We start from the raw sequence: 24182 nt of genomic DNA on the forward strand, positions 1-24182 counted from the left end.
AAAGCATGGTTGCAACGAATACGAACGCTGCACTTATCATGAGGACATTCAACGAATGTGTGATTCCCATAACCGGCCCTCCTTGCGTTGACATCCGAAAGATAGGGGGAAAATGTCACGCGTGAAAGGAAAAGTTATGCTGCGCTGCGGCAACTGGAGTGCTAAAAAGGCTTATTCACAGGGTTAAGCTATTGATCTGAAGAGACTTTAGCCCTTGCCACATTTTTTTCACAATGTCTTAACTTTGGTTAATGTAACGCACTGAAATGCGCGGTGAGTGACCGATGGGACACAGCGTGGCCACGAACCAAGCAGCTTGTCGATTCCATGTCTCAGGATCAGGTGCGGCGGTAAGGTAGAAGGCGGCCATCCAGCACCACCAGTCCGGCGGCGATCAGCAGCATGCCGGCAATGTCGGTCTTTTCCAGCGTTTCCCCGAGGAACAGGACGCCGAGAAAAATTGCACTTGGTGGTACCAAAAGGGTAACCAGCGACGTATTGGTGGCGCCGGCCCGGCTCATGATGCGGAAGAACAGGATATAGCCGTAAGCAGTAGAGAGTAGCGCCAAGGCCAGGATCGCCAGCACCGAGGTCATCGGCGGAAAGGCCAGTTGCCACGGCTGATCGACGATCAGGGAGAGCGGCAGCATGATCAGCGTCGATGCGGTGAGTTGTCCGGCCGCAGTGACGGGTGCTGCCAGTCCCCGGAAGCGCTTGCCGTAGGTGGCTGCAAAACCATAGCTGATCGCGGCCGCCACCGGAAAGAGCAGGGCCCAGAGCGGAATGCTGCCGCCAGCCTGCGTCAGGCCGGGCAGGGCGCTCGGTCCGATCAGCACCGCTGTGCCGGCAAGGCCGAGCAGGCAGCCAGCGATCTTTGCAAGGCTGAGCTTCTCGTCCTGCGTCAGCGCATTGGCAATCAGCACCGTCCAGACCGGCGTGGTGGCGTTGAGGATGGCCGCCAGACCGGCGCCGATCTGCGTCTGGCCGAGAAAGATGAACGTGTGCGGAATGGCATTGTTGATCAGGCCAAGCATCAGGAATTGCGGCCAGCGAGCCTTCAGTTCGCGATAGATGTCATAACGGCCGAAGATGTAGATATGCAGCGCCAATGCGGCCAGCGCCACGCGCAACAGCACGAGCGTAAACGCCGGCACATGCTGGATGGCGATACGCGCGAAGAAGAATGAGCCGCCCCAGATCAGGCCGAGCAGAGCCAAGAGGCCCCAGGTGGCAAGCGTCATGCGGTTCTGCAGACCGTCCATTTTCGCGTGCATGTGACTTGACCTTCCCCTGCCTCATTCGGAACATAACGACGGTTAAGGGGTAAGGTGGGATTTATCCACCCGATTCTTGAACAGCGCCACAGATGAAGGATGAACTGCTGGAGCCTTTGACGACACAATCCATTGCGGCCACTGCGCATGACGGCCAGGGGCTGATCTCTATCGCGATCGTGGTGGCGGTCGCTGCCATTCTGGGGCTGGGATTCCTGCGCCTCCGCCAGCCGCCGCTGGTCGGGTTCATCCTGGCGGGCGTCGCCTTGGGGCCGACGGGGTTCGGCTTCATCTCCAACAATGCCAATGTCACGCTGCTTGCCGAAATGGGCGTCGTCGTGCTGCTGTTCTTCATCGGTATGGAACTGTCGATCAAGGCCTTTGTGCTCAGCCTGCGCCAGGCTTTGAGCGTGGCAGGCGGGCAGGTGATCGCGGCCATCGCTGCGGCGGGTCTGATCGCGCTGATCACCGGCGCCACCATGGCCGAGGGGCTGATCCTCGGCTTTGTCATTGCGATGTCCTCCACCGTCGTTGCCATGAAGATGCTCGAGGACATGGGCGAGTTGCGCAGCGAGACCGGGCGGATCGCCGTCGGCGTGCTGATCGCGCAGGATATCGCCGTTGTCCCGATGCTGATTCTGGTCTCAAGCCTTGGCGGCGAGGAGCTGCATGTCGGCATCATCGCGATCAAGATGGTCATCGCCATCGGCATTCTCGCGGCCTTGCTCTGGTGGTTCGGCCGCCACGGCAAGTTGAAGGTTCCCTATAGCGAGGCTGTTGAGGACAAGGTCGAGATCCTGGCGCTGGGCGCGCTTGCCGTCTGCTTCGGCGCTGCCGCGATTTCCGGCCTTGCCGGCATGTCGCCGGCCTATGGCGCATTTCTGTCCGGCATCGTCATCGGCAATTCGACGCTGCGCAGCCGGGTGATCCCGGTGATCGAGCCGATCCAGAGCGTGCTTTTGGTGGTCTTTTTCCTGTCGATCGGCCTTTTGATCGACCTGACCTTCATAGGCGAGAATTTCTGGTCGGTGCTGAGCGCCGCGCTGATCGTCATTGCGGCCAAGACCGTGCTAAACATTTTCCTGCTGCGCAAGACCGGCTCATCGCCGCAGATTGCGTTGGTCGCCGGCCTGTCGATGGCGCAGATCGGTGAGTTTTCCTTCGTGCTTGCCGCAGCGGGCCTTGGCGCGGGCGTGCTGCAGTTCGACACTTACAAGGTTGCGATCGCCGTGACGGCGGTGTCGCTGCTGGTGTCGCCGCTCTGGGTCAGCATGATGCATCGCCTGGAGAATATTGCTTCCGAACAGCTGCTGACCTATCGCAAGGCCTTTGCCGTTGCCTATGCACGCGAACTGAACGAAGTGTTGAAACAGGGTGCGGCGCTTGCCGGCGCCCGCTGGTCCTTGAAGCTGCGCTACCGTGCATTTCGTCTTGCCCGCCACCATCGGCGGCGGGCGCGATCCGAAAGCAGGCGCAACAGGGACCTTACAAAGCGCTGAGAACCGCCTGGGTTGCCCAGCCGTCAGCCGGGATGCCAAGACGGAGCTGTTCCTTCTGAAGGGCAGCGCGAGTGCCGGAGCCGAGGATGCCATCGACCTTGCCGACATCATGGCCGAGAGCTTGCAGTTTCGTCTGCAGCGCCTTCATGCCTTCGTCATTCAATCCCGGTTCCGGAGTATGGTTGTCATAGGCCGGAGCACCAGCAAGCCGGGTGGCGAAATAGGCAGCCGACGTCGTGTAGATGAACGACTGGTTCCATTCGAGATAGACGTTGAAGTTCGGGTAGGTGAGGAAAGCGACGCCGTGGCGGCCCTGAGGGATGACCAGTGACGAGGCCAGCTGCGGGAAGGCCGTATTGCCGTCGCGCGGCTTGACTCCGAGCTTGAACCAGTCACCGGCGGTCATGCCCGTCTGCAGGCCGGTCTTTTCCCAGGGCAAGTTTTCCGGCAGGTTGACTTCCTGAATCCAGGGCTGGCCGGCGGTGAAGCCGAGGCTCTTGATGAATTTTGCCGCTGTCAGGATGGCATCCGGCGAACTCTGCTTGAGGTTCACATGACCGTCGCCATCGCCGTCCATGCCCTGCGCAATGATGTCTTCCGGGAGCATCTGCACCTGGCCGATTTCGCCGGCCCAGGCGCCGGTCGTGGTTTCCGGATCGAGGTCACCGTGCTGGACCATCTCGATGGCCGAGATCAGCTGCGGACGGAACATTTCCGGGCGGCGGCAGTCATGCGCCAGCGTCACCAGTGCGTTAAGGGTATTGAAATCGCCCTGAACTGCGCCGAAATCGGTTTCCATCGCCCAGAAGGCGGTGATCACCGGCGCCGGGACACCGAATTCCGTTTCAGCCCGTTCGAAGACTGCGGCATATTCCTTCATCTTCTTGGCGCCGATATCCAGCCGTGCCTTGCTGACGGTGCGCTGCGAGAATTCGGTGAAGCTCTGCTTGAACACACCCTGAGCGCGGTCGCGGCTCAGCACTTTTTCAGAAAGGGCAGCGCCGGCAAGCGCGCGATCGGCCACATCGGCCGGAATGCCCTTGGCAATCGCCTCGGCCTTGACGCCTTGAAGGAACGTTGCAAGATCGCCGCCGCAGGGGGCTGCCGGGGTGGCTGATGTCGCCGCCTGCTGCGCAAGGGCGGTTGAGGTCAAAAGAGTGAGGAAACCGATCGAAAGAACGGAGCGCAGTGTGCTGCGTGTCATCGCAAGTCCTTGTTGTAAGGCCGAAAACCGGCTGGAAGCAGCGGAAATACGGCTGCTTGTGTCTGGCTGAAAATATGGCAGCGTCTTTCGCACGGCAATGGGGCGGAAAGAAGAAATACTGCTGCGTTTGTCTCAGTTTTGCGCCGGTGCCCGGGGTTTGGAAACGGCCGCCACCCAGCTCTTCCAGTTCTTCTGGGAACCAGCAAAGACGTTGATATCGGCGTTACCCTGGATGCCGGGGATGACGCCGGTGCTGGTATATTGCCAGAAGGCCCAGCGGCGCTCGGTGTAGATTTCCGTCGGGTGTGCTGCGACCGAGCGGACCCAGAAATGATAGTCCTTGAACTGGCCGACAAGATTGTCGCGGTGGAAATCGACCGAGGTATAGATGATCGGGCGCTTGCCGTAATAGGCTTCCAGCCGGTCCATGAAGCGCTTCATTTCGCTCTGGACGGTCAGGGCCGAAGGCCGGTAGCGGCAGGTCTTGGATTCGCCGTTCCATTCGACATCGAGAACCGGCGGCAGGTAGACGGCGCTCTTTGGCACGTTGGCGATGAACCAGTCGGCCTGCTGGTCGGCCGTCGAGCAGAAATAATAGAAGTGGTATGGAGCATAGGGCAGGCCGGCAGCGCGGGCCTGCTGCCAATATTCGCCGAACTTGGCGTCGATCCGGTCCTTGCCTTCCGTCGCCTTGATGAAGGCGAAGGAAACACCGGAATTTTTGACCTTGGCCCAGTCGATATCACCCTGCCATTTCGAAACGTCGATACCATGGATATTGTGATGCTGCGGCGTGCGCGTGCCGAAATTCTGCGGGTCCTTGTCCTGGAATTTTGGCGGGATCGATGCGGTGGAGACAAGATCGTAGTCTGTCGATGTGCAGGCGGACAGCAGCGAGACAATAGGCAGAAGAGCCAGGAACAGCCGGCGCATGAGGTTTCCGTTCTGAGACGATCGACGTTGCTGCCTCACGCGATGATATCCGCTGATGTGAATCCCCCAGGAGGCATGAACCTCATTTTCACCATATCATCGTAAAAATTACGTTAGTTTCAAGCGGCAATTGCGAAAGCGGCGCGGCAAAACGCCAACGGCACGCATTTTCCGGCGGTTCGACAGTAGAACGCGATGATGTCGCGGAGCTTGCGCCGGCTTATCGTGCCGCGCGCCGGTAGGTGAAGAGCCAAGCGTAGCCGCGTCCGATCGGGCGGAACTCCAGGGTGTCTCCGAATCTGTCGGCATTGGACTTGAGTACGGCTGCCATCGTCTTGCGCGGCGTGACGTGGAACCGCCGCAGCCAGGCCTGCAATCCGCGCCGGAACAGGCGAGGCAGGCGCTCTTGCTGGCCGAAATCGGCGATATGCAGCGATCCGCCGGGATTGAGCGCGGCGATGGCCGCGCCGACTGCCTTTTCCCAATCCGGGATCATCGACAGGGCATAGGAAATGACGATCCGGTCGAAACCTGTTTCGCCGAATTCGGATGCTTGAAAATCAGTCGCGTCGGCGACGCGCAGCACCGTCCTGGTCAGGCGGGGTTTGCCGAGTTTCGCCTCGGCTGAGGCGAGCATTTCCGCCGAAATATCGAGCCCGAAAAGCCTTGCGTCCGGAAACCGCTGGCTGATCAGCGCTAGATTGCGGCCGGTGCCGCAGCCGACTTCAAGCACGCTGCCGCCGGCTGGAACGTTCAGTTCGTTAATCAGCGTGTCGCGTCCGAACAGATAGTATTTGCGGGTCAGATCATAGACATGCCGCTGGGTGCGATACATCCGGTCCATGCGGTCCGCATGGCTGCTGCCTGCACCGGTCTCGATCGCGGTCATGCCGCTTTCCTGTAAATGTGGAAGCCGCCATAGATTGCCGAGCGGTCTTTCAGGTTGAGCGCCTGCGACTGCTCGCCCTCATAGTGCCACTGGCCAAGCACGTTTTCGGAGACGCGGCCTTCCAAAATGCTGGCTTCGGCGGCGGTACGGAAGATCACCATGGCGCCCTCTGCCGATGTGCGGGTGATTTCACTCCACAGGTCGTTCAGTTGACGGTCGTTCATCCAGTCCTGCGCATCGAGCAGAACGTAGCGGTCGACGGAGCCGGCCGCTTTCTTGGCCAGAAGCTCGGTAAAGCTGGCGTGATGCACATGCACGCGCTCGGCATTGTTGCGGATCGTCTCGTGGCGGCCGGACTGCAGATAGTCCGGCAGATCGCCCTCATGCTGCATCGGATAACGGCGGGCGAAAGCCTGCCAGGCAAAATAGTTTTCCTTCAGCGGGAAATGGCAGCAGAGCTTTTCCAGCCGGTGGCGCAGCACGCCTGCCAAGGATTTTTCCGCGCTGAGGCTTGCCAGCTCGTCGAACTGCTGCGGCGGAATGCCGAGACCGAACAGCGAGCTCTTGCGGCTGGTAATCCAGCGGATCACCGGACGGTCGAATAGCGGAGCAAGGCGCTCGTCGAAGAACTGGCGCTGCTCGCGCATTGAGCGAGCATTGGCAAGCTCGCTCGGATCGACACCGTGCAGGCGCGCCAGAAGGTGACCAAGGCCGATAAAGCGGCCGAGCAGGCCGGTGCGGTAGATGTTCTTGCCGAAGACCTTGATGCGGCGCTGGCCGGTCAGGCCGCGGCTGCTCCAGTATTCCCGGGTCGCGTTGTCCAGCTTTGGCGCGATGAAGAGATCATAGGCCTGGACATTGCTGGGAAGGTCGTGGCGAGCCAGGAAGCGGACGATATCGGCATGACCGGGCAGGTGGCGAAAGGCGGCGAGTTTTAGCCGGTTCAGCGCCACGTGATGCCGGTTGAGGTCAACGACATCGATGCGCTCGGGCGCCGCCGAGAGATAGGCGAGCATGTTGCAGCCACCGGATCCGATGGTGACGATATGATGCTCGGGACGGATCTGCATCGCGGCCATATCGACGGCCGGGTCCTCCCATATCTGCGGATAGACGAGGCCGGTGAAGAGCAGGCCGAAAAGACGCTCCGACAGGCCCTCCAAACTCAGCGCCTTATGCTGGATCAGAGCGGTCTTCAGCTTGCGGTTTCTTTTGCCGTAGCCTGCATCGGGTGCGAGATCGGTCATGTCATCCTGCCATCCGTTAAAGTTGGAGGTGCTTCTAAGACGAGTCCGCTACACTTTGATGACGGCGAATTCCTATCATTTCTTACCCGTAAGAATTGATTAAACCTGTATATGTTAGGTATAACGAGGTTTTCCGGGGCGCTGACATGATGTTAAAGGCTTTTCTGCCGAAGTCCGAGCTGCGCCATGCTGCAATGGGCGCGGCGATCGGGGCATTGTTTCCAGCAGTTTGCGTCGGTTATGATATGGTCGGCGGCAACGCTCACGCCTTTCTTGGCAGTGGAACGCTGGCAGTGTCGCATATTTCACTGATGTTGATGCCACTTGTCTGCGGTCTGTTCTTCTACCAGCGGGGACGCGCCCAAAGCCGCCTGCTGGACCAACTTGATTTGCGCCGTAGGACGGAAGAAAACCTGTCGCAAATCGTCCATACCGATCAGCTGACCGGGATCGCAAATCGTGTCGCGCTGGAGCGCGATCTTCGGAAACTTATGGCCACCCGATCAATGCCTGCAGGCCGCACGGCTTTGTTGATGCTCGATCTCGACCGCTTCAAATTCGTCAACGATTCCATGGGGCATGATGCCGGCGATGCGTTGCTTGTCGCGCTCGGCGGGCGGCTGATCCAGGCGATGTCGGGCATCGCTGCGGTCTACCGGATGGGGGGAGACGAGTTCGTCATCGTCGTCGCTGGCTCTCCATCGAAGGGCAAGCTTGACGATATCTGTGTGACGATCAAGGGGCTGTTCGCCGAGCCCTTTCAGCTGTTTTCCGCACAGTTCTGGACAGGCGGCAGCATTGGTGTCGCCTACATGGAGCCGGACGACCGGTCGATTTCTGCGGTTCTCAAGCGCGCCGACCTCGCACTCTACAAGGCCAAGGAAATTGCCGGCAACAGCCACATGCTCTACACGCCGGAAATGGCGGAAGAAGCAACGCGAAAAGGTGAGATCGAGTATGATCTTTCCCGCGCATTGGCGGCCGGCGAATTCTATCTGGAATACCAGCCGATCGTCGGTATCGAGAGCCGGGCGATTCGTTCTTTCGAAGCATTGATTCGCTGGCGCCACCCGGAGAAGGGCATCATCCCACCCGATCATTTCATTGCCGCCGCAGAAAAAACGGGACTGATCCTGCCGATCGGCAACTGGGTGCTCAGAACCGCCTGCCTGGAAGCGGCGCGGTGGCCGGCCCCGACCGGTGTCGCGGTCAATGTCGCAGGCGATCAGTTCAAGGATCGCGCTTTCGTTCCGCATGTGAAAGCCTGCCTTGCGGAAGCCGGACTTGCACCCGGCCGGCTGACCATCGAAGTGACGGAATCGATTTTTCACGTCGATGCGGCGATCATCAGCGACAGCCTGACGGAGCTTCGCGCTCACGGCGTGCGCATTGCGCTCGACGATTTCGGCATCGGATTTTCGTCGATCAACAATCTCAGGCGTTTTCCGCTTGATCAACTGAAGGTCGATCGCTCGTTCACGCAGGCGATGCTCGGCAATCAGCGCGACGCCGACATTGTCGATATCATCCTGCAGCTTGGAAACACGTTCCAGGTATCGACCACCATAGAGGGCATCGAGACCGAGGGGCAAATGGAGTTTGTGCGGGCGCTCGGCGCTTCGGAAGCCCAGGGCTTTCTGATTTCCCGGCCGGTCTCGGCTGAGGGGGCGATTGCCATCCTCCAGCGGGAACCGGAAAGGCTCGCGGCGCGATCGATCGGCTAGAAGCCTCATTTGTCTTACGAGGCTGAAGAAACATGTTTAGCGTCAATGTGACTGCCACAAAGCCTTCCTAAATGCGTGGAATCCTGTTCTTCTGACAATGACGAAGCAGGGACAATGTGCATGCGGGAAAAAAGGTGGTTCTGGCTTGCGGGCTCGGTATCGGCAGCCGTAGCGGCTGTCGCGGGCTGGCTTGTCGTAGCGCCGCCGGAGCTGCTGCGGGTTGGTGACGGCTATGCGGCCAAGATTGTCTGCTCGAACGTTTTCATTGCCGACAGGGACGCGAACACGGTTCTTGCCGACGACGTTCAGGCGCCCGGACATCCGCTTCTGCGCCTGGTGCGGATATCCGTCGATAACGCCAGAAAGACCGTCACGGCGCGCATGTTCGGCTTTGCGGCCCCCGGCCGGGCCATCTACCGTGAAGGCCTGGGCTGCACCAATGTGACCGAAGGCGAGTTCGCTGCTTTTCCCGGCAACAGGCAACTTCGGCGCAGGCCGCCGCAATCGGATGATGGCAAGCCATGGCCGGATGGCAGCGGCACTGCCGTCAACCCCGCAGTCCAGACGCTGTTGACCGATCCGCAGCTGGCGGGACCCGGCATGCGGGCCATCGTCGTCGTCAAGGATGGCAGGATCGTTGCCGAAAACTATGGCGAGGGCTTTAATAGCGCGACGCCGCTGCTCGGCTGGTCCATGACCAAGTCGGTGACGGCCGTCCTGATCGGATTGAGGATCCGCGACGGCCAGATGGCGCTCGAGCGGACCGAGCTCTTGCCGCAATGGCGCAACGATCCGCGCAGCCAGATCACACTGGCCGATCTGATGGCCATGCAGAGCGGACTTCAGTTCAACGAGGACTACGGCGATGTGACCGACGTCACACGCATGCTCTATCTGGAAGGCGACATGGCCAATTTCTCGGCGGCCAAGCCGCTGGAGGCAAAACCGGGTGAGCGTTTCAGCTATTCCAGCGGCACCACGACCATCCTGTCGCGGCTCTGGATGGATACGTTCGGCAGTGTGCGGGAGGCGCTGACCTTTCCGCGCGCGGCACTGTTCAGGCCGCTCGGCATGAACAGTGCGGTCTTGGAGCCGGACGCGCACGGCACCTTTGTCGGTTCTTCCTATATGTATGCGACAGCACGCGACTGGGCCCGGTTTGGCCTGTTCCTGCTGCAGAACGGCAGCTGGAACGGCGAACAATTGCTGCCACAGGATTTTGTCAGCTACATGCGCACGCCGACCCAGGCATCCGGCGGCCGTTACGGGGCGGGACAGGTGTGGACGAAGTTCGGAAGTGACAATGGCCCGCCTTTACCCGGTGATGCCTACTGGCTGCAGGGGCATGATGGCCAGACCGTGATGCTGGTGCCGTCGCTCAGGCTTGCCGTCGTTCGGTTGGGACTGACGCCATCGCGCAGCGGCTACGACGTACGCCAGCTGCAGGCCAAAATAATTGAGGCGGTCAACTGACCGCCCCTGAACTTGAAATCTCTAAATTTGACATGCGATAGGGAGGCTGGCGGCCTTACTTCATGCCCAGTGTTTCGAGCAGGCCCTTGCGCTTGGCATGGTAGTAGTAGCCGCTGGCATAGAGCTTGACCGCACCGTCGTTCTGGTTGTCGGCCACCATCCAGGCGCCGGCCAGATATTTCGTTGCATATTTCAGGTTGGTCTCGGCATCGAACAGGCCTTCCGCCGGCCCTTCATAACCAAGGCCCTTTGCCGTGTTGTAACGGATCTGCATCAGGCCGTAATTGCCGGAATGATAGGCGCGCGGATTATAGGTGCTTTCGCGCTTGACGACGCGATGCACCAGTTCCTCTGGGATATTGTTGAGTTTGGCGTAATAGGCGATCAACCTGTCGAGTTCCGGCCGCGAGCTTGTCGGCTTTGCGCCGATCCCCAGGGAGGCCGGGATATTTTTTGCCATGGCATAGGCACTGGCGCCGATCGAAGGTTTTGGCATCGGAACGATCATACGCCTGGCGACAAGAGTTTCGAGACCGACGGGTTCGCCCGTATCGAAATCCGATTCCATCGCGGCCATGACCATGCCTTCGGGAAGCTGGGGAACGCGGCCGGACTTGGCTGATGCCAGCGTATTCGCCGCGTCAGGCAGCACGACAGCCGTTGCGGCTTGAGCGGCTGCAGATGTCTGGGGGGCTACCAGCGCGTTGGCGGCAACTGCGGGGACCGCAGCCGGGTTGGCCGTGGCCCTCTGAGCTGCCGACGTCTCGCCTGGCTTCATCATCGCCGTTTCGGCTGCGAGTGCCGCGGTCGTTGCAGCCACGCCATCCGGCGTCGGCAGAGCGTAAGCGGTCATTTCCGTTCCCGGCTTTGGCAGCGGGGTCACCGTCTGCACCGCCATCAACTGTTCCATCGGCGTTCGCTCGACACTCGAACAACCGCTGACAAGCGATGCCGAGATCAGAGCGCAGGCCGTAACGGCCGGTTTGGAAACGGAAAAACGGAAATTCGCCATGCTGTCACTTTCGTGCTGTCAGGCCCCACAGCCCTATGCAAATCAGCAGCCAGAGGCCACCATGCGCAAGGTGTCATTAACCTATGAGAGGGGGAACCGCAAGCGCAGGACGCCTTTTCAGGTGCCCGCGCGCCGCAAGCCCGCTGTCAGGAGGCCGGCGCCGATCAGAAGCGATCCGCCCGTGCGGTTGACGATGGCCTGGACTTTGGGCTTTCGAATCGTATGGCGCGCTGCCGATGCCATCAGCGCATAGAGCGTCGCGTTGAGGGTTGCGAGCACCAGGAATGTGGTTTCAAAGATCAGCATCTGATTGAACAACGGACGGCTCAAGTCGAGGAACTGCGGCAGGAAGGCAACGAAAAAGACGATGCTTTTCGGGTTGAGCGCGGTGACGACATAGGTGTGCAGAAAGATCCGCAGCGGTTTTTCCGCCGGCACCGACATCGTGCCGTCGGCGGCCTCAGTGGCGATCGGTGCGCGCCAAAGCTTGATGCCGAGCCAGATCAGATAGGCGGCGCCAACCCATTTCAGCACGGCGAAAATCGCAGCCGACGTGGCAAGCAGTGCGCCAAGGCCGAGCATCGAAGCGGTCATCGCGGTGAAATCGCCGAGTGCTACGCCAGCGACCGTGGCACTTGCGACCTTGCGCCCGTGCCCGAGCGCATAGGAGATGACGAGCAGGATGGTCGGGCCGGGAATGGCGAGCAGGATGGAGGAGGCGGCGACGAAGGCCAGCCAGTGTTCGATCGACATGAAAACGGCTCCGTTTGGGTATGGCGTTCGATCGAGGAAGCCATGCGCAAACGGAGCCGTCAATAGGCATTTATGAGCCGGATATCAGTTTGCCGGCGACCACTTCTGGCCGATCGCGTCCATGACTTCGCCGAACCAATTCACCGAGGTGTCGAAGTGCTTGCCGCCCCGGATGCGCGGGAATTCGATCGTCCGCAGCTTGCCGCCCTGGTCCTCGTCATGGCCGGTGACGCCGGAGACCTTGTTGAGCGCGCTTTCGACGGCGAGATCGACCATGCCCTGGATGAGGCGCAGGTCGTCGGCGTTGGCCGGTGCGGAGCGGGCGTAGTAGCCGGACTTCTGCACCATCGAGCGTTCGGCGCCGAGAAGGGCAGCGAACTGCTTGGTGAACCAGCCGCCGACATTGATCGTGTCGATCTTCACGTGGCCGAAGGCATCGCGCTTGACGGCTTCACCGGCTGCCTCGCGTTCGGCAACGACAGCATCGAGGCAGGCGCCTTCCGAGACGAAGAGCGTGACGAAGCCGGTCTTGTCCATGACGGCGCGCAGCCGTTCGGCTTCCGTTTCCAGATTGAACGCGGTCTCGGGCAGATAGAGGCCGTCGATATTCTTCATCTGCCGGTTCATCATGAAACCATCGACGAATTCCCGGTCGTCGATATGCTGGATGTAGGATCGTGCCGTCGCAGCTGTCAGCCAGCCGCAATGGCGGCCCATGACTTCGTGGACGACCAGCGTGCGTGGGGCAGCGCTCTGTTCGTTGCTGACATTGTCGAAGAATTTTGCGCCGTATTCGGCAGCCGTCCAGGCGCCGAGCGACTGGCGGATCGGCACGACGTCGTTGTCGACGGTCTTCGGCAGACCGACGACGGTGAGGTCATAGCCATTGGCGCCGAGATAGGCGGCAAGGTCGGCAGCCGTGATGTTGGTGTCGTCGCCGCCGATCGTGTGCAGGATGGTAATGCCGTCGGCAGCCAGCCGTTCAGCCGCGACCCTGAGCGGGTTCTGGCCTTCCTTGACCAGGCCACGCTTGATGCAATCGGCAGTGTTGGTCAGCTTGACGCGGCTATTGCCGATCGGTGAGCCACCATGACGATGGAGAATATGGGCTTTTTCCCGCATGTCGCGGGTGATTTCGATGCGGTCGGCAAGCAGAAGGCCCTGATAGCCGGAGCGGTAGGCAACCAGTTCGATATCGGGCGCGATATCGGTGTAGCGTTCGATCAGGCCACCCACGGCAGAAGACAGGCATGGCGCGAGCCCGCCTGCGGTCAGCATTGCAACTTTCTGTTTGGCCATGGAGTCCTCCTCGGGGATTGCGGCAAGATCGTTCGCGGTCTCTCTAGCGCAATTCGCATGGAAGTTAAATGACATGCTGCGGGTATGGCGGTGGATGGCTCAGGCAATGCGTGCCTTTCGACCGAGCCAGACGAGCAGGGCAACCGCAGTCGCAAAGCCGATTGTCGATGGGCTTACGACTTCGCCGAGCAGGACAGCGGAGGCGGCGAGCGTGACGAAAGTCTGCAGCAATTGCACCTGCGCCACGCGCGCAATGCCGCCGAGCGCCAGCCCGGCATTCCAGAAGATGAAGCCGGCGAACATCGACATCAGGCCGAGATAGGAGAGGGCGCCGAGTTCGGCGGGGGTGGGTGCCTGAATGCCGTCCTTCATCACCAGCAACGTGGCAACGACGGAGAGCGGCGCGGTGATGACGAGAGCCCAGGAGATCACTTCCCAGCCCGGAATGATGCGTGAAACCTTGGCTGACAACACATAGCCGAGCGAGGCGGTGACGGCGGCGAGAAACAGCCAGGCATCACCAGCCTGCAGGTTGAAGCCGCTGTCGCGGATGGAAAAGAACACCACCAGCGCTGCGCCGGCGAGACCATAGGCCCAGAAGGCCGGACCCGGCCGCTCGCCATCGACGAGAGCGGCGAAGATCGAGGTCAAAAGCGGCAGGATGCCGAGAATGACGCCGCCATGGCTGGCCGGCATGGTTTGCATCGCCGTGGTGGAAAAGATCGGAAAACCGTAGACGACGCAGATTCCGGCGCCGAGCAGCATGGCGCCTTGTCCCTTCGGCCATCGTTTTCGCAACATAAGCAGCGTCAGTCCGGCGGCGATGGAGGCAATGACGGCGCGGCCGAAGGTGATGAAAAACGGCGAAAAGCCGCCAAGCGCGATATGCGTCATCGGCAGGGTGACGCCGAAAATCGTGACGCCGATCAGGCCGAGTGCCATGCCCATGGCCTGCGGGTGGGCGGAAATGCGCATCGGAACTCCAACCAAAAGTGCATTGTCCGGTCGCACCCTGGCCGGTTCGGAGTCAAATTCATTTGCATGATTGGACGATCACGGCAACGAATGCTAGAATAGTGAGGTGCCATCACAAATTCGTCATTTCGGCCTGATCCGCGCTTGTGGTGCCTTGCAATCGCCGCCAACATCTGTTCATGCTGTCGCTTGAGCTGCATGTGACTACCGTGGCGGCAAAGTCGCGTCAGCCGCTTTGCATTTGTGCATGGACGTTTTGCCCATGCCGTCTCCACCTGAACGCGACGTGGATCAGCCGATAATGGGAAAGAACGTGCCTATGTCATTCTGGGATAGCATCCTCAGCATAGTCTCCGCGACGGGCAATGCGCTCGCCGGTGTGATCGAGGCTGTGCTGACGCTGTTTGAAGGCGATCCCGAGACCCGCCGCAAGGTGGCTTTTTCCGTCGCCATGATCGCGCTGTCCGCCAAGATGGCAAAGGCCGACGGCATCGTCACCGAGGCCGAAGTGTCGGCGTTCCGCGATATCTTCAAGTTCCCCGACGACCAGGCGCAGAACGTCGCCCGGCTCTACAATCTGGCGCGCCAGGACGTTGCCGGCTATGAAGCCTATGCCGAGAAGCTGGCATCGCTTTGCGTTTCCTGCGATCAGAATTGCCCGGTGCTGGAAGACATCATCGACGGTCTCTTCCATATCGCCAAGTCCGACGGTGCCATCCATGAGAAAGAGCTGAACTTCCTCTCCCGCGTCGCCGAGATATTCCATATCAAGCAAGAGCGCTTCCAGGAGATCATGGCCCGCCACGTGCACGCCGCCGGTGCCGATCCCTACAAGATCCTCGGCGTCTCGCCGAAGGACGATTTTTCGATCATCCGCAAGCGCTACCGCGTGCTGGTGTCGGAGAACCATCCTGACATTCTGGTTGCCCGTGGCGTGCCGCAAGAGCTGCAGGCGATCGCCAATGATCGCATGGCCGAACTCAATGCCGCCTATGAGGCGATCGAGAAAGAGCGCCGCGCCGCATGACGGACTTCGCCTGTGACTACCCTGCCGCACATATCGTGCCGTCGCCCAATCATGGCGAAAGGGCAGGTGGGCTGAAGCCCGACATGATCATCCTGCATTATACCGGCATGGAGACGGCAGCGGCTGCACTCGACTGGCTCTGCCGCGAGGAAAGCCAGGTCTCCAGCCACTATTTCGTCCACGAGGATGGCCGCGTCGATCAGCTGGTTGCCGAGGACCGCCGTGCCTGGCATGCGGGCAAGAGCAACTGGAAGGGCGAGAGCGACATCAACTCCCGCTCTATCGGCATCGAAATCGCCAATGCCGGTCATCCCGGTGGACTGCCGGATTTCCCTAATGGACAGATCGATGCGGTCGTCGAACTGTGTCGAAACTGTGGCGAACGGTGGTCGATTGCCCCGGAACGGGTGCTGGCACACAGCGACATCGCCCCTATTCGCAAGGTCGATCCGGGAGAAAAATTTCCTTGGGAACGGCTGCATGCCGGGCGCGTCGGGCATTGGGTTCCACCGGCCCCGATCGGCGGAGGTCGATTTTTCCAGCGGGGCGATCGGGGGCAGCCGGTCGAGGCTGTGCAGACGATGCTGTCGCTCTATGGCTACGGAATTGAAGTGACAGGTGTTTTTTGCGAGAAGACCCAAGGGGCGGTGGCTGCATTTCAGCGCCATTTCCGCCCCTTGCAGGTGGATGGTATCGCCGATATTTCGACGCTGGACACGCTGCACAGACTGTTGTCGGCCTTGCCGAGTTTCAGCCGCTGAACAGCTGCCGGGCCGGTGATCGCAAAGGCTGTTTCATGCCGTCTTCCGACTATTTTTGTGCACTGCCACATCATCACCATGATGCCGGGGTCTTTTGCGGCCATACCAAACCGCAGGGAATTCAGGCCTCCAGCCCTTCCTGTTGATGACGAAAATCGGGATGCGAACGGCAGGGCGGGGTGCGCCTACAAGGCCGCGGCGCCCGAAAGTGGAGACTTCAAGCTAAATGAGAATATCGCATCTTGCTGCGGCGGCGGCATGCTTCTGCATGCTTTTTTCCGGGGTTGAAACGTCGTATGCCGGGGGCACCGACAAGACCATCACATCCTCCATCAAGCCAGTGACCAGAACGACCGGTTATGCCGCACCAGGCGTCATGTCGCTGCAGTCTTCCGTCTATAGCGGCCTGATTAAGACTTACGCCAAGCAGTACGGCGTGCCGGTCGATCTTGCCCATGCGGTGATCAAGGTCGAGAGCAACTTCAATCCCAAGGCACGCGGCAGTGCCGGTGAGGTGGGTCTCATGCAGATCAAGCCCGCCACGGCCCGGATGATGGGCTATTCCGGCGGCAAAAACGGCCTGTTCGATCCCGAGACCAACATCAAGTTCGGCATGAAATATCTTGCCGTGGCGCATGAACTGTCCGGCGGTTTCACCTGCGGCACGATCCTGCGCTACAATGCCGGTCACGGTGCCAAGAAGATGAACCCGGTGTCGCGCCGTTATTGCGGCAAGGTACAGGCGATCATCAACTGATGCGGCAAGGGTAGCGGACCGCATTTCCGGCGCCGGGTTTTTTCAAGTTCACAGATGTCAGCAACTGCATGTCATGGTATTGCCGAAGGACCGGTTTCCTGAGGACGCAGCATGGCAGGCACATTCGATTTCATCATTGTTGGCAAAGGCATGATGGGGGCAGCGGTCGCCCGGCACCTGGCAAAAAGCGGCGCGACGATCGCTCTGATCGGGCCGGACGAGCCGGAAGACTGGGCAAGCCATGGCGGTGTGTTCAGCAGCCACTATGACAATGGCCGCATCACCCGCACGATCGATGCCGACCCAGTCTGGGCGCTTCTGGCACAGCGCTCCATCGAGCGCTACGCCGATATCGAAACCGGCAGCGGTATTGCCTTCTACAGCGAATCCGGCTGCCTGATCGCCGCTCCTCTGCCGGGCGGCGAGGATGGCACGCTCGACAATGTGATTGCCGCCCGCAACCGCCTCGGCGTCGAGGCGCCATTCATCGACGAGCAAGACCTTGCCGCCCGATTTCCATGGTTCCGGTTTCCGGCTGGCTACGGTGGCGTGTTCGAGCCCCGCAACGCAGGCCATATCGATCCGCGTGCACTGGTCAAGGCGCAGGTTATCCTGGCCGAGAAGGCCGGCGTTACGATCATCCGCTCGGAGGTTTCGGCGGTCGCGCGGGTCGGAAGCAGTGTCAATGTTCGAACGGTTGACGGAGCGATATTCAGGGGCGGCCGGGCTGTCATCGCCGCCGGCAAATTTTCGATATCAAGTCAGTTGCTCGCCCGGCCGCTCGATCTCACCGTCAAGGCGCGCACCGTGCTGTTTGCCGAGGTGGCGACGTCTGATCTGCCACGGTTTGCCGGGATGCCGTCGCTGATCGGTTCGGCCGTTCAGCAGGACGAAAGCTATTATCTGTTGCCGCCGATCCGCTACCCGGACGGCAAGCATTACATCAAGATCGGCGGCGATCCGAGCGACATCGATATCGGCTCGGAGCCCGAGATTCGCGCCTGGTTCCGGGGGCAAGCCAACCGGTCTGCAGCCGATCATATGGCGGGTCTTCTGTCGCGCGCGATGCCGTCCTTTGCGCCCGCTTCGCTCCGGTGGAGCCCTTGCGTTACCACCTTCACCCGCCACGGCTATCCCTATATCGGCTTTGCCGATACCGACCGTGTCGCCGTTTTGACCGGTGGCAATGGTGCGGCGGCCAAGAGTTCTGACGAAATCGGCCGGCTCGGCGCGTCGTTCATGTTGAACGGCGTTCTCGACGCGAGCGAATACGATACGGATTTTGCCGTCTGCTTCCGGTAGGCGCGCGCATCGCAGACTTTTTGCTTTTGCCGCTGGCAATTGGCCGGCACCTCGGCTATGCACCGCGTGCCAGTTGGCCGGGCAGCCGCGCTCCGCTAGGACCGAAAGGTTGCGGGGGGAGGAAAGTCCGGGCTCCACGGAAAAACGGTGCCGGATAACGTCCGGCGGGGGCGACCCCAGGGAAAGTGCCACAGAGAGAATACCGCCTGCCTCGGCAGGTAAGGGTGAAAGGGTGGGGTAAGAGCCCACCGCACGCATGGCAACATGGGTGGCAAGGCAAACCCCACCGGGAGCAAAACCGAATAGGGATGACGTGGTTCGCGCAAGCGTTCCGGCCTTTTCCGGGCCAGTCATCCGGGTGGGTTGCAGGAGGCAGCGCGCAAGCGTTGTCCCAGATGAATGGCTGCCACGTTCCGGCTTTCGGGCCGGAGCCATACAGAACCCGGCTTACAGGCCAACTGGCAAATTCCCTTATTTTTCAACCGCACGAACGGCGATTTTTCAAATCCCGTATCTGGTTGAATGTTCATTTCAATTAGAAATTACTAAAATATAATACACGAAATTCACGCAGGGCGATTCGCCGGTGAATCCAAAGTCTTGACTGTGCGTTTGTAACCATTTGTTAAACTTAACGGACTATCAATATTTGCTGACGACGCGTGTTGAAATAGAGCAAATCCCATTGACGCCCATATGGTCCCATGTTATCCCAGTCATGCACTGCACACGGGCTGATTCAAGCCTACTCACCGCAAGTTTCGGAGTTGCTCCGTAAGGGGTTTTCGATCGGGCATGTCGCCCGGCTGTGGGGTGTTGCGCGTCCTTTTGATGGTGCATGTGGGCTGTTGGGGCTGGCATGTCCACCGGGAACGGCTGTATCGTGTCATGAACCGCTTCCTTTCGCATGCGACAAACCGGATCGATTCCAAGGGGCGGGTTTCCGTTCCCTCGATGTTTCGCTCTGTCTTGTCGGCGCTGGATATTCGGGAGCTTTACTGCTTTCAGGATTTCGTCTTTCCGGCTATCAGCGCCGGCGGTCCCGAATTGCTGGACCGTTTCGAAAGGCAGATCATCGGCGAGGATCCATTCTCGCCGCAGGCCAATCAGATGTCGCTCCTCGTTCATGGGGGCGGGGTCTTCATGAAGCTCGACCAGGAAGGCCGGTTGATGGTCACGGATTTCATCCGCGATTTCACGGGCATCGACACGGAAGTTACTTTCGTGGGGCGGGCGGATCATTTTCAGCTGTGGGCGCCGCACGTATTTGCGGAAACGCAGACGGCGGCACGGGAAGAGCGCAGATTGCGAGGTCTGCGTTCGGGCTAGAGTGGAGAGGCGGAATGATGACGGATCAAGGCACAGGGTTTACTGATGCCGAAGGCGGACCGGTCCGTCACATTCCGGTTCTTCTCCCCGAGGTTCTCGCCAGTCTGGATCTTGCTCCAGGCAAAATCATTCTTGATGGTACGTTTGGTGCGGGCGGTTACACGTCGGCGATCCTTGCTGCCGGCGCCGATGTGATCGCGCTCGACCGCGATCCGGCGGCTATTCTCGGCGGTCAGCCGTTGGTCGAGGCGAGCGCCGGTCATCTCACGCTCGTGCATTCGCAGTTTTCCGATCTCGCACAGCATGCTCCGGCCGACGGCCTTGACGGCGTTGTGCTCGATATCGGCGTTTCCTCGATGCAGATCGACGAGGCGGATCGGGGCTTTTCCTTTCAGCGCAAGGGGCCGCTCGACATGCGCATGTCGTCCTATGGCGTTTCTGCTGCCGATGTCGTCAATCGCGCCAAGTTGACCGATCTTACGCGCATCTTCGGTTTTCTTGGTGAAGAGCCGCAATCCGGCCGCATCGCCCGGGCCATCGAAAAGCGCCGCCTTGAAGAGCCGTTCGTGACGACCCGGGATCTTGCCGGTCTTATCGAGGTCGTGACGCCGCGCAAGGCCAAGGATAAGATCCATCCGGCTACCCGTGTCTTCCAGGCGCTGCGCATTTTCGTCAATGATGAACTCGGCGAATTGGCCCGCGCCCTGTTTGCGGCTGAGCGTTCCCTGAAGCCCGGCGGACGGCTGACCGTGGTCACGTTCCATTCGCTGGAAGACCGGATCGTCAAGAAATTCTTCCAGGACCGCGCCGGCAAGGCGTCGGGCTCCCGGCATCTGCCGATCGCTCATGAACGCGCGGCAACCTTCGCACCAGTTGGGAAATCTATGGTGGCGGCAAGCGAAGAAGAAGCGTCCCGCAATCCACGCGCCCGGTCCGCCAAAATGCGGGTCGGTGCCCGCACCGATGCTCCGCCCGAGGCAGATGATCTGTCCATTTTCGATCTGCCAAACCTTGCAAGCCTTGGAAAGATGGGGGGCTAAGTCATGTTGCGTAGTTTTGATGTCGTCCTGATCGTCGTCATGACGGCTGCTGCCACGGTCACCTATACGATCAAGCATCAGGCTGAAAACAAGCTCGAAGAGGTGCGCAAGCTGGAGGCCGGGATCAAGCTCGAGGAAGACACGATCGATCTCCTGCGCGCCGACTGGGCGCTGCTGACCCAGCCGAACAGGCTCGAGAAGCTCGTCGGCGTCTATCAGCAGGATCTGCAACTTTCGCCCACCGATCCGACCCAGCTTGCCCGCCCGCAGGAATTGCCGATGCTGAAGGCCGACCTGCCACCGCCGGCGGATGTCCTGGAGGCGATGGGGCTGGCCAAGAGCAAGGGCAATAGCAAGCCAAAGAAGCCGGTGGTTGACACCGACGATATCGCAACGGGTTCGGTGGAGCGCTGATGTCTTTTCTCTCCCGCATCATGGTCGTCAAGAGCAAGGCGCATTTTTCCGCCGGCGGCAACAATCATCCCGGCGACCTCGGCAGGCCGTTCGAAGGCACGCGCAAGCGGACCAGCAATCAGGCGAAAAGCCGCGTTGCCATCGTCATCGCCAGTTTTACGGCGGTTTACTGCATCATCGGCGGCCGTTTGGTTCAATATGGTCTGGCTCAGCCGGAGACAGTCTCCAGCATTGGCCGCGCCGACAATCTGATGGCGTCGCGCCCGGACATTCTCGATCGCAACGGCGAAATTCTGGCAACGGATATCCGCACGGTCTCGCTTTACGCGGAACCCCACAAGATCGTCGATGCCGACGAAGCCGTCGAACAGCTTTCCACCGTGCTGCCCAGCCTGAACGTCGCAGATATCTACAACAAGCTGAAATCGCCCTCGCGCTTCCAGTGGCTGCGCCGTCAGTTGACCCCGAAGCAGCAGAGCGAAATTCTGGCGCTTGGTATTCCCGGCATCGGCTTCCGGCCGGAAAAGCGGCGCTTCTATCCGGGTGGCGCCACCGCCTCGCATATCGTCGGTCACGTCAATGTCGACAACCGCGGCATCGCCGGTATGGAACGCTGGATAGATAATCAGGGGCTGGCAGATCTCGCCGCCATTGGCATGACCAGCGATGCCAAGCTTGAGCCGGTCAAGCTGTCGATCGACCTGCGGGTGCAGAATATCCTGCGCGACGTCGTCGTCGATGCGATGACGAAATTCCGCTCGCTTGCCGCCGGTGGCGTTGTGATGGATGTGAAGACCGGCGAAATCCTCGCCATGGTGTCCTATCCCGACTACGATCCCAACAAGCCGGCCGATGGCGCCAAGGAAGGCTGGATGAACCGCATGTCGAACGGCACGTTCGAGATGGGATCGACATTCAAGTCCTTCACGACCGCGATGGCGCTCGATTCAGGCAAGGTCAAGCTCACCGACAGCTTTGACGCGACCAACCCGATCCGCATCGGCGGCTTCACCATCAAGGACTTCCACGGCAAGCGCCGGGTCCTGACCGTGCCGGAAATCTTCCAGTATTCGTCCAATATCGGTACCGCCAAGATGGCCGACATCGTCGGCATCGAAGGTCACAAGGAGTTTCTGACCCGCATCGGGCTGCTGACCAAAATGCCGACGGAACTGCCGGAAGTGAAGACGCCGAGCCAGCCGCGCGAATGGAAAAAGATCAACTCGATCACCATCTCTTTTGGCCATGGCGTCTCGACCACGCCGTTGCAGACCGCGGTGGCCGGTGCTGCTCTGTTGAACGGCGGCAATCTGATCGAGCCGACCTTCCTGCCGCGCACCCCGGAGCAGGCAGAAGCTGTCTCGACGAAGGTGATCAAGAAATCGACCAGCGACGACATGCGCTTTCTGTTTCGCTGGAACGGCGTCAACGGCTCGGGCCGCAACGCGCGGGTGCCGGGTTTCAATGTTGGCGGCAAGACCGGTACGGCCGACAAGGTCGTCAATGGCCGCTATTCGAACGACGCCAACTTCAATGCTTTTCTGGCCGGCTTCCCGATCGATAATCCACGCTATGTGGTCCTGACCTTCATCGACGAGCCGAAGACCGACAAGGGCAATGGCGCGGCACTGGCAGGCAATACGGCAGCGCCCATGGTGCATGACATTATCAGCCGGTCGGCGCCGCTTCTCGGCGTTGAGCCTAAATTCGGCGAAGACGGTTCTGCCTTGCTTGTGTCTTATTGACCATGGAATGACAATCTGGAGGATTCGCCGCCCGGCGCGTCGGTAAAACTGAAAAGTGCATCCATGAAGATCAAAGAGCTGATCGGGAAGGATTTCCCGGAAATTGCGTCACAGCTGGACAACGCGGCCGGTGATATCCAGATCACCGCGATTACTGCCGACAGCCGGCAGGTTGCTCCGGGGTCGTTGTTCGTGGCGCTTTCGGGAAGCAAGGCCGATGGCAAGGCCTTTATCGACGACGCGATCGCCCAAGGTGCGGCAGCCATCGTCACCGGCGTCAAGTCTGCAGAGCATAGACCTATTCCGGTTCTGTCCGCCTTCACGCCGCGCCGGGTGCTGGCGATTGCAGCCGCCAATTTCTACGGACGCCAGCCGGATACGATGGTGGCCGTTACCGGCACAGCCGGCAAGACCTCCGTCGCCTCTTTTGCGCGGCAGATCTGGGCGCATGCCGGGTTTGCGGCCGCGATGATCGGCACGACAGGTGTGATTGCGCCCGGCCGCAATGACTACGGCTCTTTGACGACGCCGGATCCGGTGTCGCTACACAAGCTTCTGGCCGAACTGTCCGATGCTGGCGTCACCCATGCGGCGATGGAAGCCTCCAGCCACGGATTGGACCAGAACCGGCTCGACGGCGTCCGGCTTGCTGCCGCCGGTTTCACAAATCTTGGCCGCGACCACATGGATTACCACCCGACGATCGAGGACTACATGGCCGCCAAGATGCGGCTGTTTGACGGTGTCCTTCCCAAGGGCTCGCCGGCAGTCATCTTTTCCGACGATGCCTGGTCGGCGCAGGCAATTGCTGCGGCAAGAGCTGGCGGTCACCTGGTGCTGACCGTCGGCCGCAAGGGCGATTATCTGTCGCTGAAGCGCGTCGAGCATTTCCGTCACAAGCAGATTGCCGAAATCCATGTCGGCGACGAGATTTTCGAAGTGCATGTGCCGCTTGCCGGCGATTTCCAGATATCGAACGCGCTGGTCGCAGCCGGTCTTGCCATGTCGACCGGCGTCAGCGCCAGAGCGACCATGGCGGCGCTCGAAAAGCTGCAGGGCGCTTCGGGCCGTCTCGAACTGGTTGGCCATACCAAGGAGGGCGCGCTCGCCTATGTGGACTATGCCCACAAGCCGGATGCGCTGGAAAACGTGCTGACCTCGGTTCGCCCGTTCACCACCGGCCGCATCATCGTGGTGTTCGGCTGCGGCGGCGACCGGGACAAGGGCAAGCGTCCGATCATGGGCGAGATCGCAACCCGGCTCGCTGATGTCGTCATCGTCACCGACGACAATCCGCGCTCGGAAGTTCCGGCTGTCATTCGCAGCGAAATCATGGCTGCCGCCAAGGGCGCCACCGAGATCGGCGACCGCGCCGAGGCGATCAAGGCTGCCGTCGACATGCTGAAATCGGGCGACACGCTGATCGTTGCCGGCAAGGGGCACGAGGAGGGGCAGACCGTCGGGGCCGTCACCTTGCCGTTCTCCGACCACGCCGAACTGCGCAAGGCATTGGGAGGTCATTGAT

At 60.5% G+C, this 24182-nt stretch carries 21 protein-coding genes and 1 other RNA gene; 13 read left to right on the forward strand and 9 right to left on the reverse strand.

Features of this window, described 5'->3' with window-relative positions; genetic code table 11:
* Positions 1-338: 338 nt before the first annotated feature.
* Positions 339-1274, reverse strand: a complete 936-nt coding sequence (locus tag ACP7E6_RS02585; protein ID WP_426227611.1) for a DMT family transporter — start codon at positions 1272-1274, stop codon at positions 339-341.
* A 92-nt stretch (positions 1275-1366) separates the two neighbouring features.
* Between ACP7E6_RS02585 and ACP7E6_RS02590 the strand changes: the two genes are divergently transcribed.
* Positions 1367-2773, forward strand: coding sequence for a cation:proton antiporter (locus ACP7E6_RS02590; RefSeq protein ID WP_426227613.1), 1407 nt, complete (start codon positions 1367-1369; stop codon positions 2771-2773).
* Here the strand turns inward: ACP7E6_RS02590 and ACP7E6_RS02595 are convergent.
* The 4 genes from ACP7E6_RS02595 to ACP7E6_RS02610 all read right to left on the reverse strand — a co-directional run bounded on the left by ACP7E6_RS02595 (position 2760) and on the right by ACP7E6_RS02610 (position 7046).
* Positions 2760-3977, reverse strand: coding sequence for a lytic murein transglycosylase (locus tag ACP7E6_RS02595; protein ID WP_426227615.1), 1218 nt, complete (start codon positions 3975-3977; stop codon positions 2760-2762). The genes ACP7E6_RS02590 and ACP7E6_RS02595 overlap by 14 nt on opposite strands.
* Before the next feature lie 132 nt (positions 3978-4109).
* Positions 4110-4910, reverse strand: coding sequence for a glycoside hydrolase family 25 protein (locus ACP7E6_RS02600; protein ID WP_426227617.1), 801 nt, complete (start codon positions 4908-4910; stop codon positions 4110-4112).
* A gap of 220 nt (positions 4911-5130) precedes the next feature.
* Positions 5131-5799: a class I SAM-dependent methyltransferase gene (locus ACP7E6_RS02605; RefSeq protein WP_426227618.1), complete on the reverse strand. Its 669-nt coding sequence runs from the start codon at positions 5797-5799 to the stop codon at positions 5131-5133.
* Positions 5796-7046, reverse strand: a complete 1251-nt coding sequence (locus tag ACP7E6_RS02610) for a DUF3419 family protein (RefSeq protein ID WP_426227620.1) — start codon at positions 7044-7046, stop codon at positions 5796-5798. Before ACP7E6_RS02610 ends, ACP7E6_RS02605 begins: the two co-directional genes overlap by 4 nt.
* Positions 7047-7192: 146 nt before the next feature.
* On the opposite strand from ACP7E6_RS02610, the gene ACP7E6_RS02615 reads away from it, so the two are divergent.
* A complete protein-coding gene (locus ACP7E6_RS02615) occupies positions 7193-8770 on the forward strand; it encodes a putative bifunctional diguanylate cyclase/phosphodiesterase (RefSeq protein WP_426227622.1) in 1578 nt (525 codons plus the stop codon).
* 120 nt (positions 8771-8890) lie between these two features.
* Positions 8891-10243 (forward strand): serine hydrolase domain-containing protein, encoded by a 1353-nt coding sequence (locus ACP7E6_RS02620; protein ID WP_426227624.1) that lies wholly within the window; start codon positions 8891-8893, stop codon positions 10241-10243.
* A gap of 55 nt (positions 10244-10298) precedes the next feature.
* Here the strand turns inward: ACP7E6_RS02620 and ACP7E6_RS02625 are convergent, their stop codons facing one another.
* The 4 genes from ACP7E6_RS02625 to ACP7E6_RS02640 form a co-directional block, all read right to left on the reverse strand.
* Positions 10299-11255: a transglycosylase SLT domain-containing protein gene (locus ACP7E6_RS02625; RefSeq protein ID WP_426227626.1), complete on the reverse strand. Its 957-nt coding sequence runs from the start codon at positions 11253-11255 to the stop codon at positions 10299-10301.
* Between the two features lie 117 nt (positions 11256-11372).
* Positions 11373-12008, reverse strand: a complete 636-nt coding sequence (locus ACP7E6_RS02630; protein ID WP_426227628.1) for a LysE family translocator — start codon at positions 12006-12008, stop codon at positions 11373-11375.
* An 84-nt stretch (positions 12009-12092) separates the two neighbouring features.
* Positions 12093-13307 carry a pyrophosphate--fructose-6-phosphate 1-phosphotransferase gene (locus ACP7E6_RS02635; protein ID WP_426227630.1) on the reverse strand — a complete coding sequence of 405 codons (1215 nt, stop codon included), beginning with the start codon at positions 13305-13307 and terminating at the stop codon, positions 12093-12095.
* 99 nt (positions 13308-13406) lie between these two features.
* Positions 13407-14282: a DMT family transporter gene (locus ACP7E6_RS02640; RefSeq protein ID WP_426227632.1), complete on the reverse strand. Its 876-nt coding sequence runs from the start codon at positions 14280-14282 to the stop codon at positions 13407-13409.
* 319 nt (positions 14283-14601) lie between these two features.
* Between ACP7E6_RS02640 and ACP7E6_RS02645 the strand changes: the two genes are divergently transcribed.
* The 10 genes from ACP7E6_RS02645 (at position 14602) to ACP7E6_RS02690 (ending at position 24181) form a co-directional block, all read left to right on the forward strand.
* Complete coding sequence (locus ACP7E6_RS02645) at positions 14602-15309, forward strand: TerB family tellurite resistance protein (RefSeq protein ID WP_426227634.1); 708 nt, start codon at positions 14602-14604, stop codon at positions 15307-15309.
* The gene (locus tag ACP7E6_RS02650) at positions 15306-16070 is read left to right on the forward strand and encodes an N-acetylmuramoyl-L-alanine amidase (protein ID WP_426227636.1); all 765 of its coding nucleotides are present in this window, start codon (positions 15306-15308) and stop codon (positions 16068-16070) included. Before ACP7E6_RS02645 ends, ACP7E6_RS02650 begins: the two co-directional genes overlap by 4 nt.
* Positions 16071-16296: 226 nt before the next feature.
* Positions 16297-16827 (forward strand): lytic transglycosylase domain-containing protein, encoded by a 531-nt coding sequence (locus tag ACP7E6_RS02655; protein ID WP_426227638.1) that lies wholly within the window; start codon positions 16297-16299, stop codon positions 16825-16827.
* Between the two features lie 111 nt (positions 16828-16938).
* Positions 16939-18129, forward strand: a complete 1191-nt coding sequence (locus ACP7E6_RS02660; protein ID WP_426227640.1) for an NAD(P)/FAD-dependent oxidoreductase — start codon at positions 16939-16941, stop codon at positions 18127-18129.
* Positions 18130-18198: 69 nt separating this feature from the next.
* Positions 18199-18595: RNase P RNA component class A (gene rnpB / locus ACP7E6_RS02665), an RNA gene on the forward strand.
* Between the two features lie 422 nt (positions 18596-19017).
* Positions 19018-19458 carry a division/cell wall cluster transcriptional repressor MraZ gene (mraZ, locus tag ACP7E6_RS02670; RefSeq protein ID WP_426227642.1) on the forward strand — a complete coding sequence of 147 codons (441 nt, stop codon included), beginning with the start codon at positions 19018-19020 and terminating at the stop codon, positions 19456-19458.
* 14 nt (positions 19459-19472) lie between these two features.
* The gene (gene rsmH, locus ACP7E6_RS02675; RefSeq protein ID WP_426227644.1) at positions 19473-20498 is read left to right on the forward strand and encodes a 16S rRNA (cytosine(1402)-N(4))-methyltransferase RsmH; all 1026 of its coding nucleotides are present in this window, start codon (positions 19473-19475) and stop codon (positions 20496-20498) included.
* 3 nt (positions 20499-20501) lie between these two features.
* Positions 20502-20912 (forward strand): cell division protein FtsL, encoded by a 411-nt coding sequence (ftsL, locus tag ACP7E6_RS02680; RefSeq protein ID WP_426227646.1) that lies wholly within the window; start codon positions 20502-20504, stop codon positions 20910-20912.
* Entirely contained in the window at positions 20912-22657 is a 1746-nt protein-coding gene (locus ACP7E6_RS02685; RefSeq protein WP_426227648.1) for a peptidoglycan D,D-transpeptidase FtsI family protein, read from the forward strand. The genes ftsL and ACP7E6_RS02685 overlap by 1 nt, the downstream gene beginning before the upstream one ends.
* A gap of 63 nt (positions 22658-22720) precedes the next feature.
* Complete coding sequence (locus ACP7E6_RS02690; RefSeq protein WP_426227650.1) at positions 22721-24181, forward strand: UDP-N-acetylmuramoyl-L-alanyl-D-glutamate--2,6-diaminopimelate ligase; 1461 nt, start codon at positions 22721-22723, stop codon at positions 24179-24181.
* Position 24182: the final 1 nt, after the last annotated feature.

The sequence above is a fragment of the Pararhizobium sp. DWP3-4 genome, from assembly GCF_049898205.1.
Classification (GTDB): domain Bacteria; phylum Pseudomonadota; class Alphaproteobacteria; order Rhizobiales; family Rhizobiaceae; genus Pararhizobium.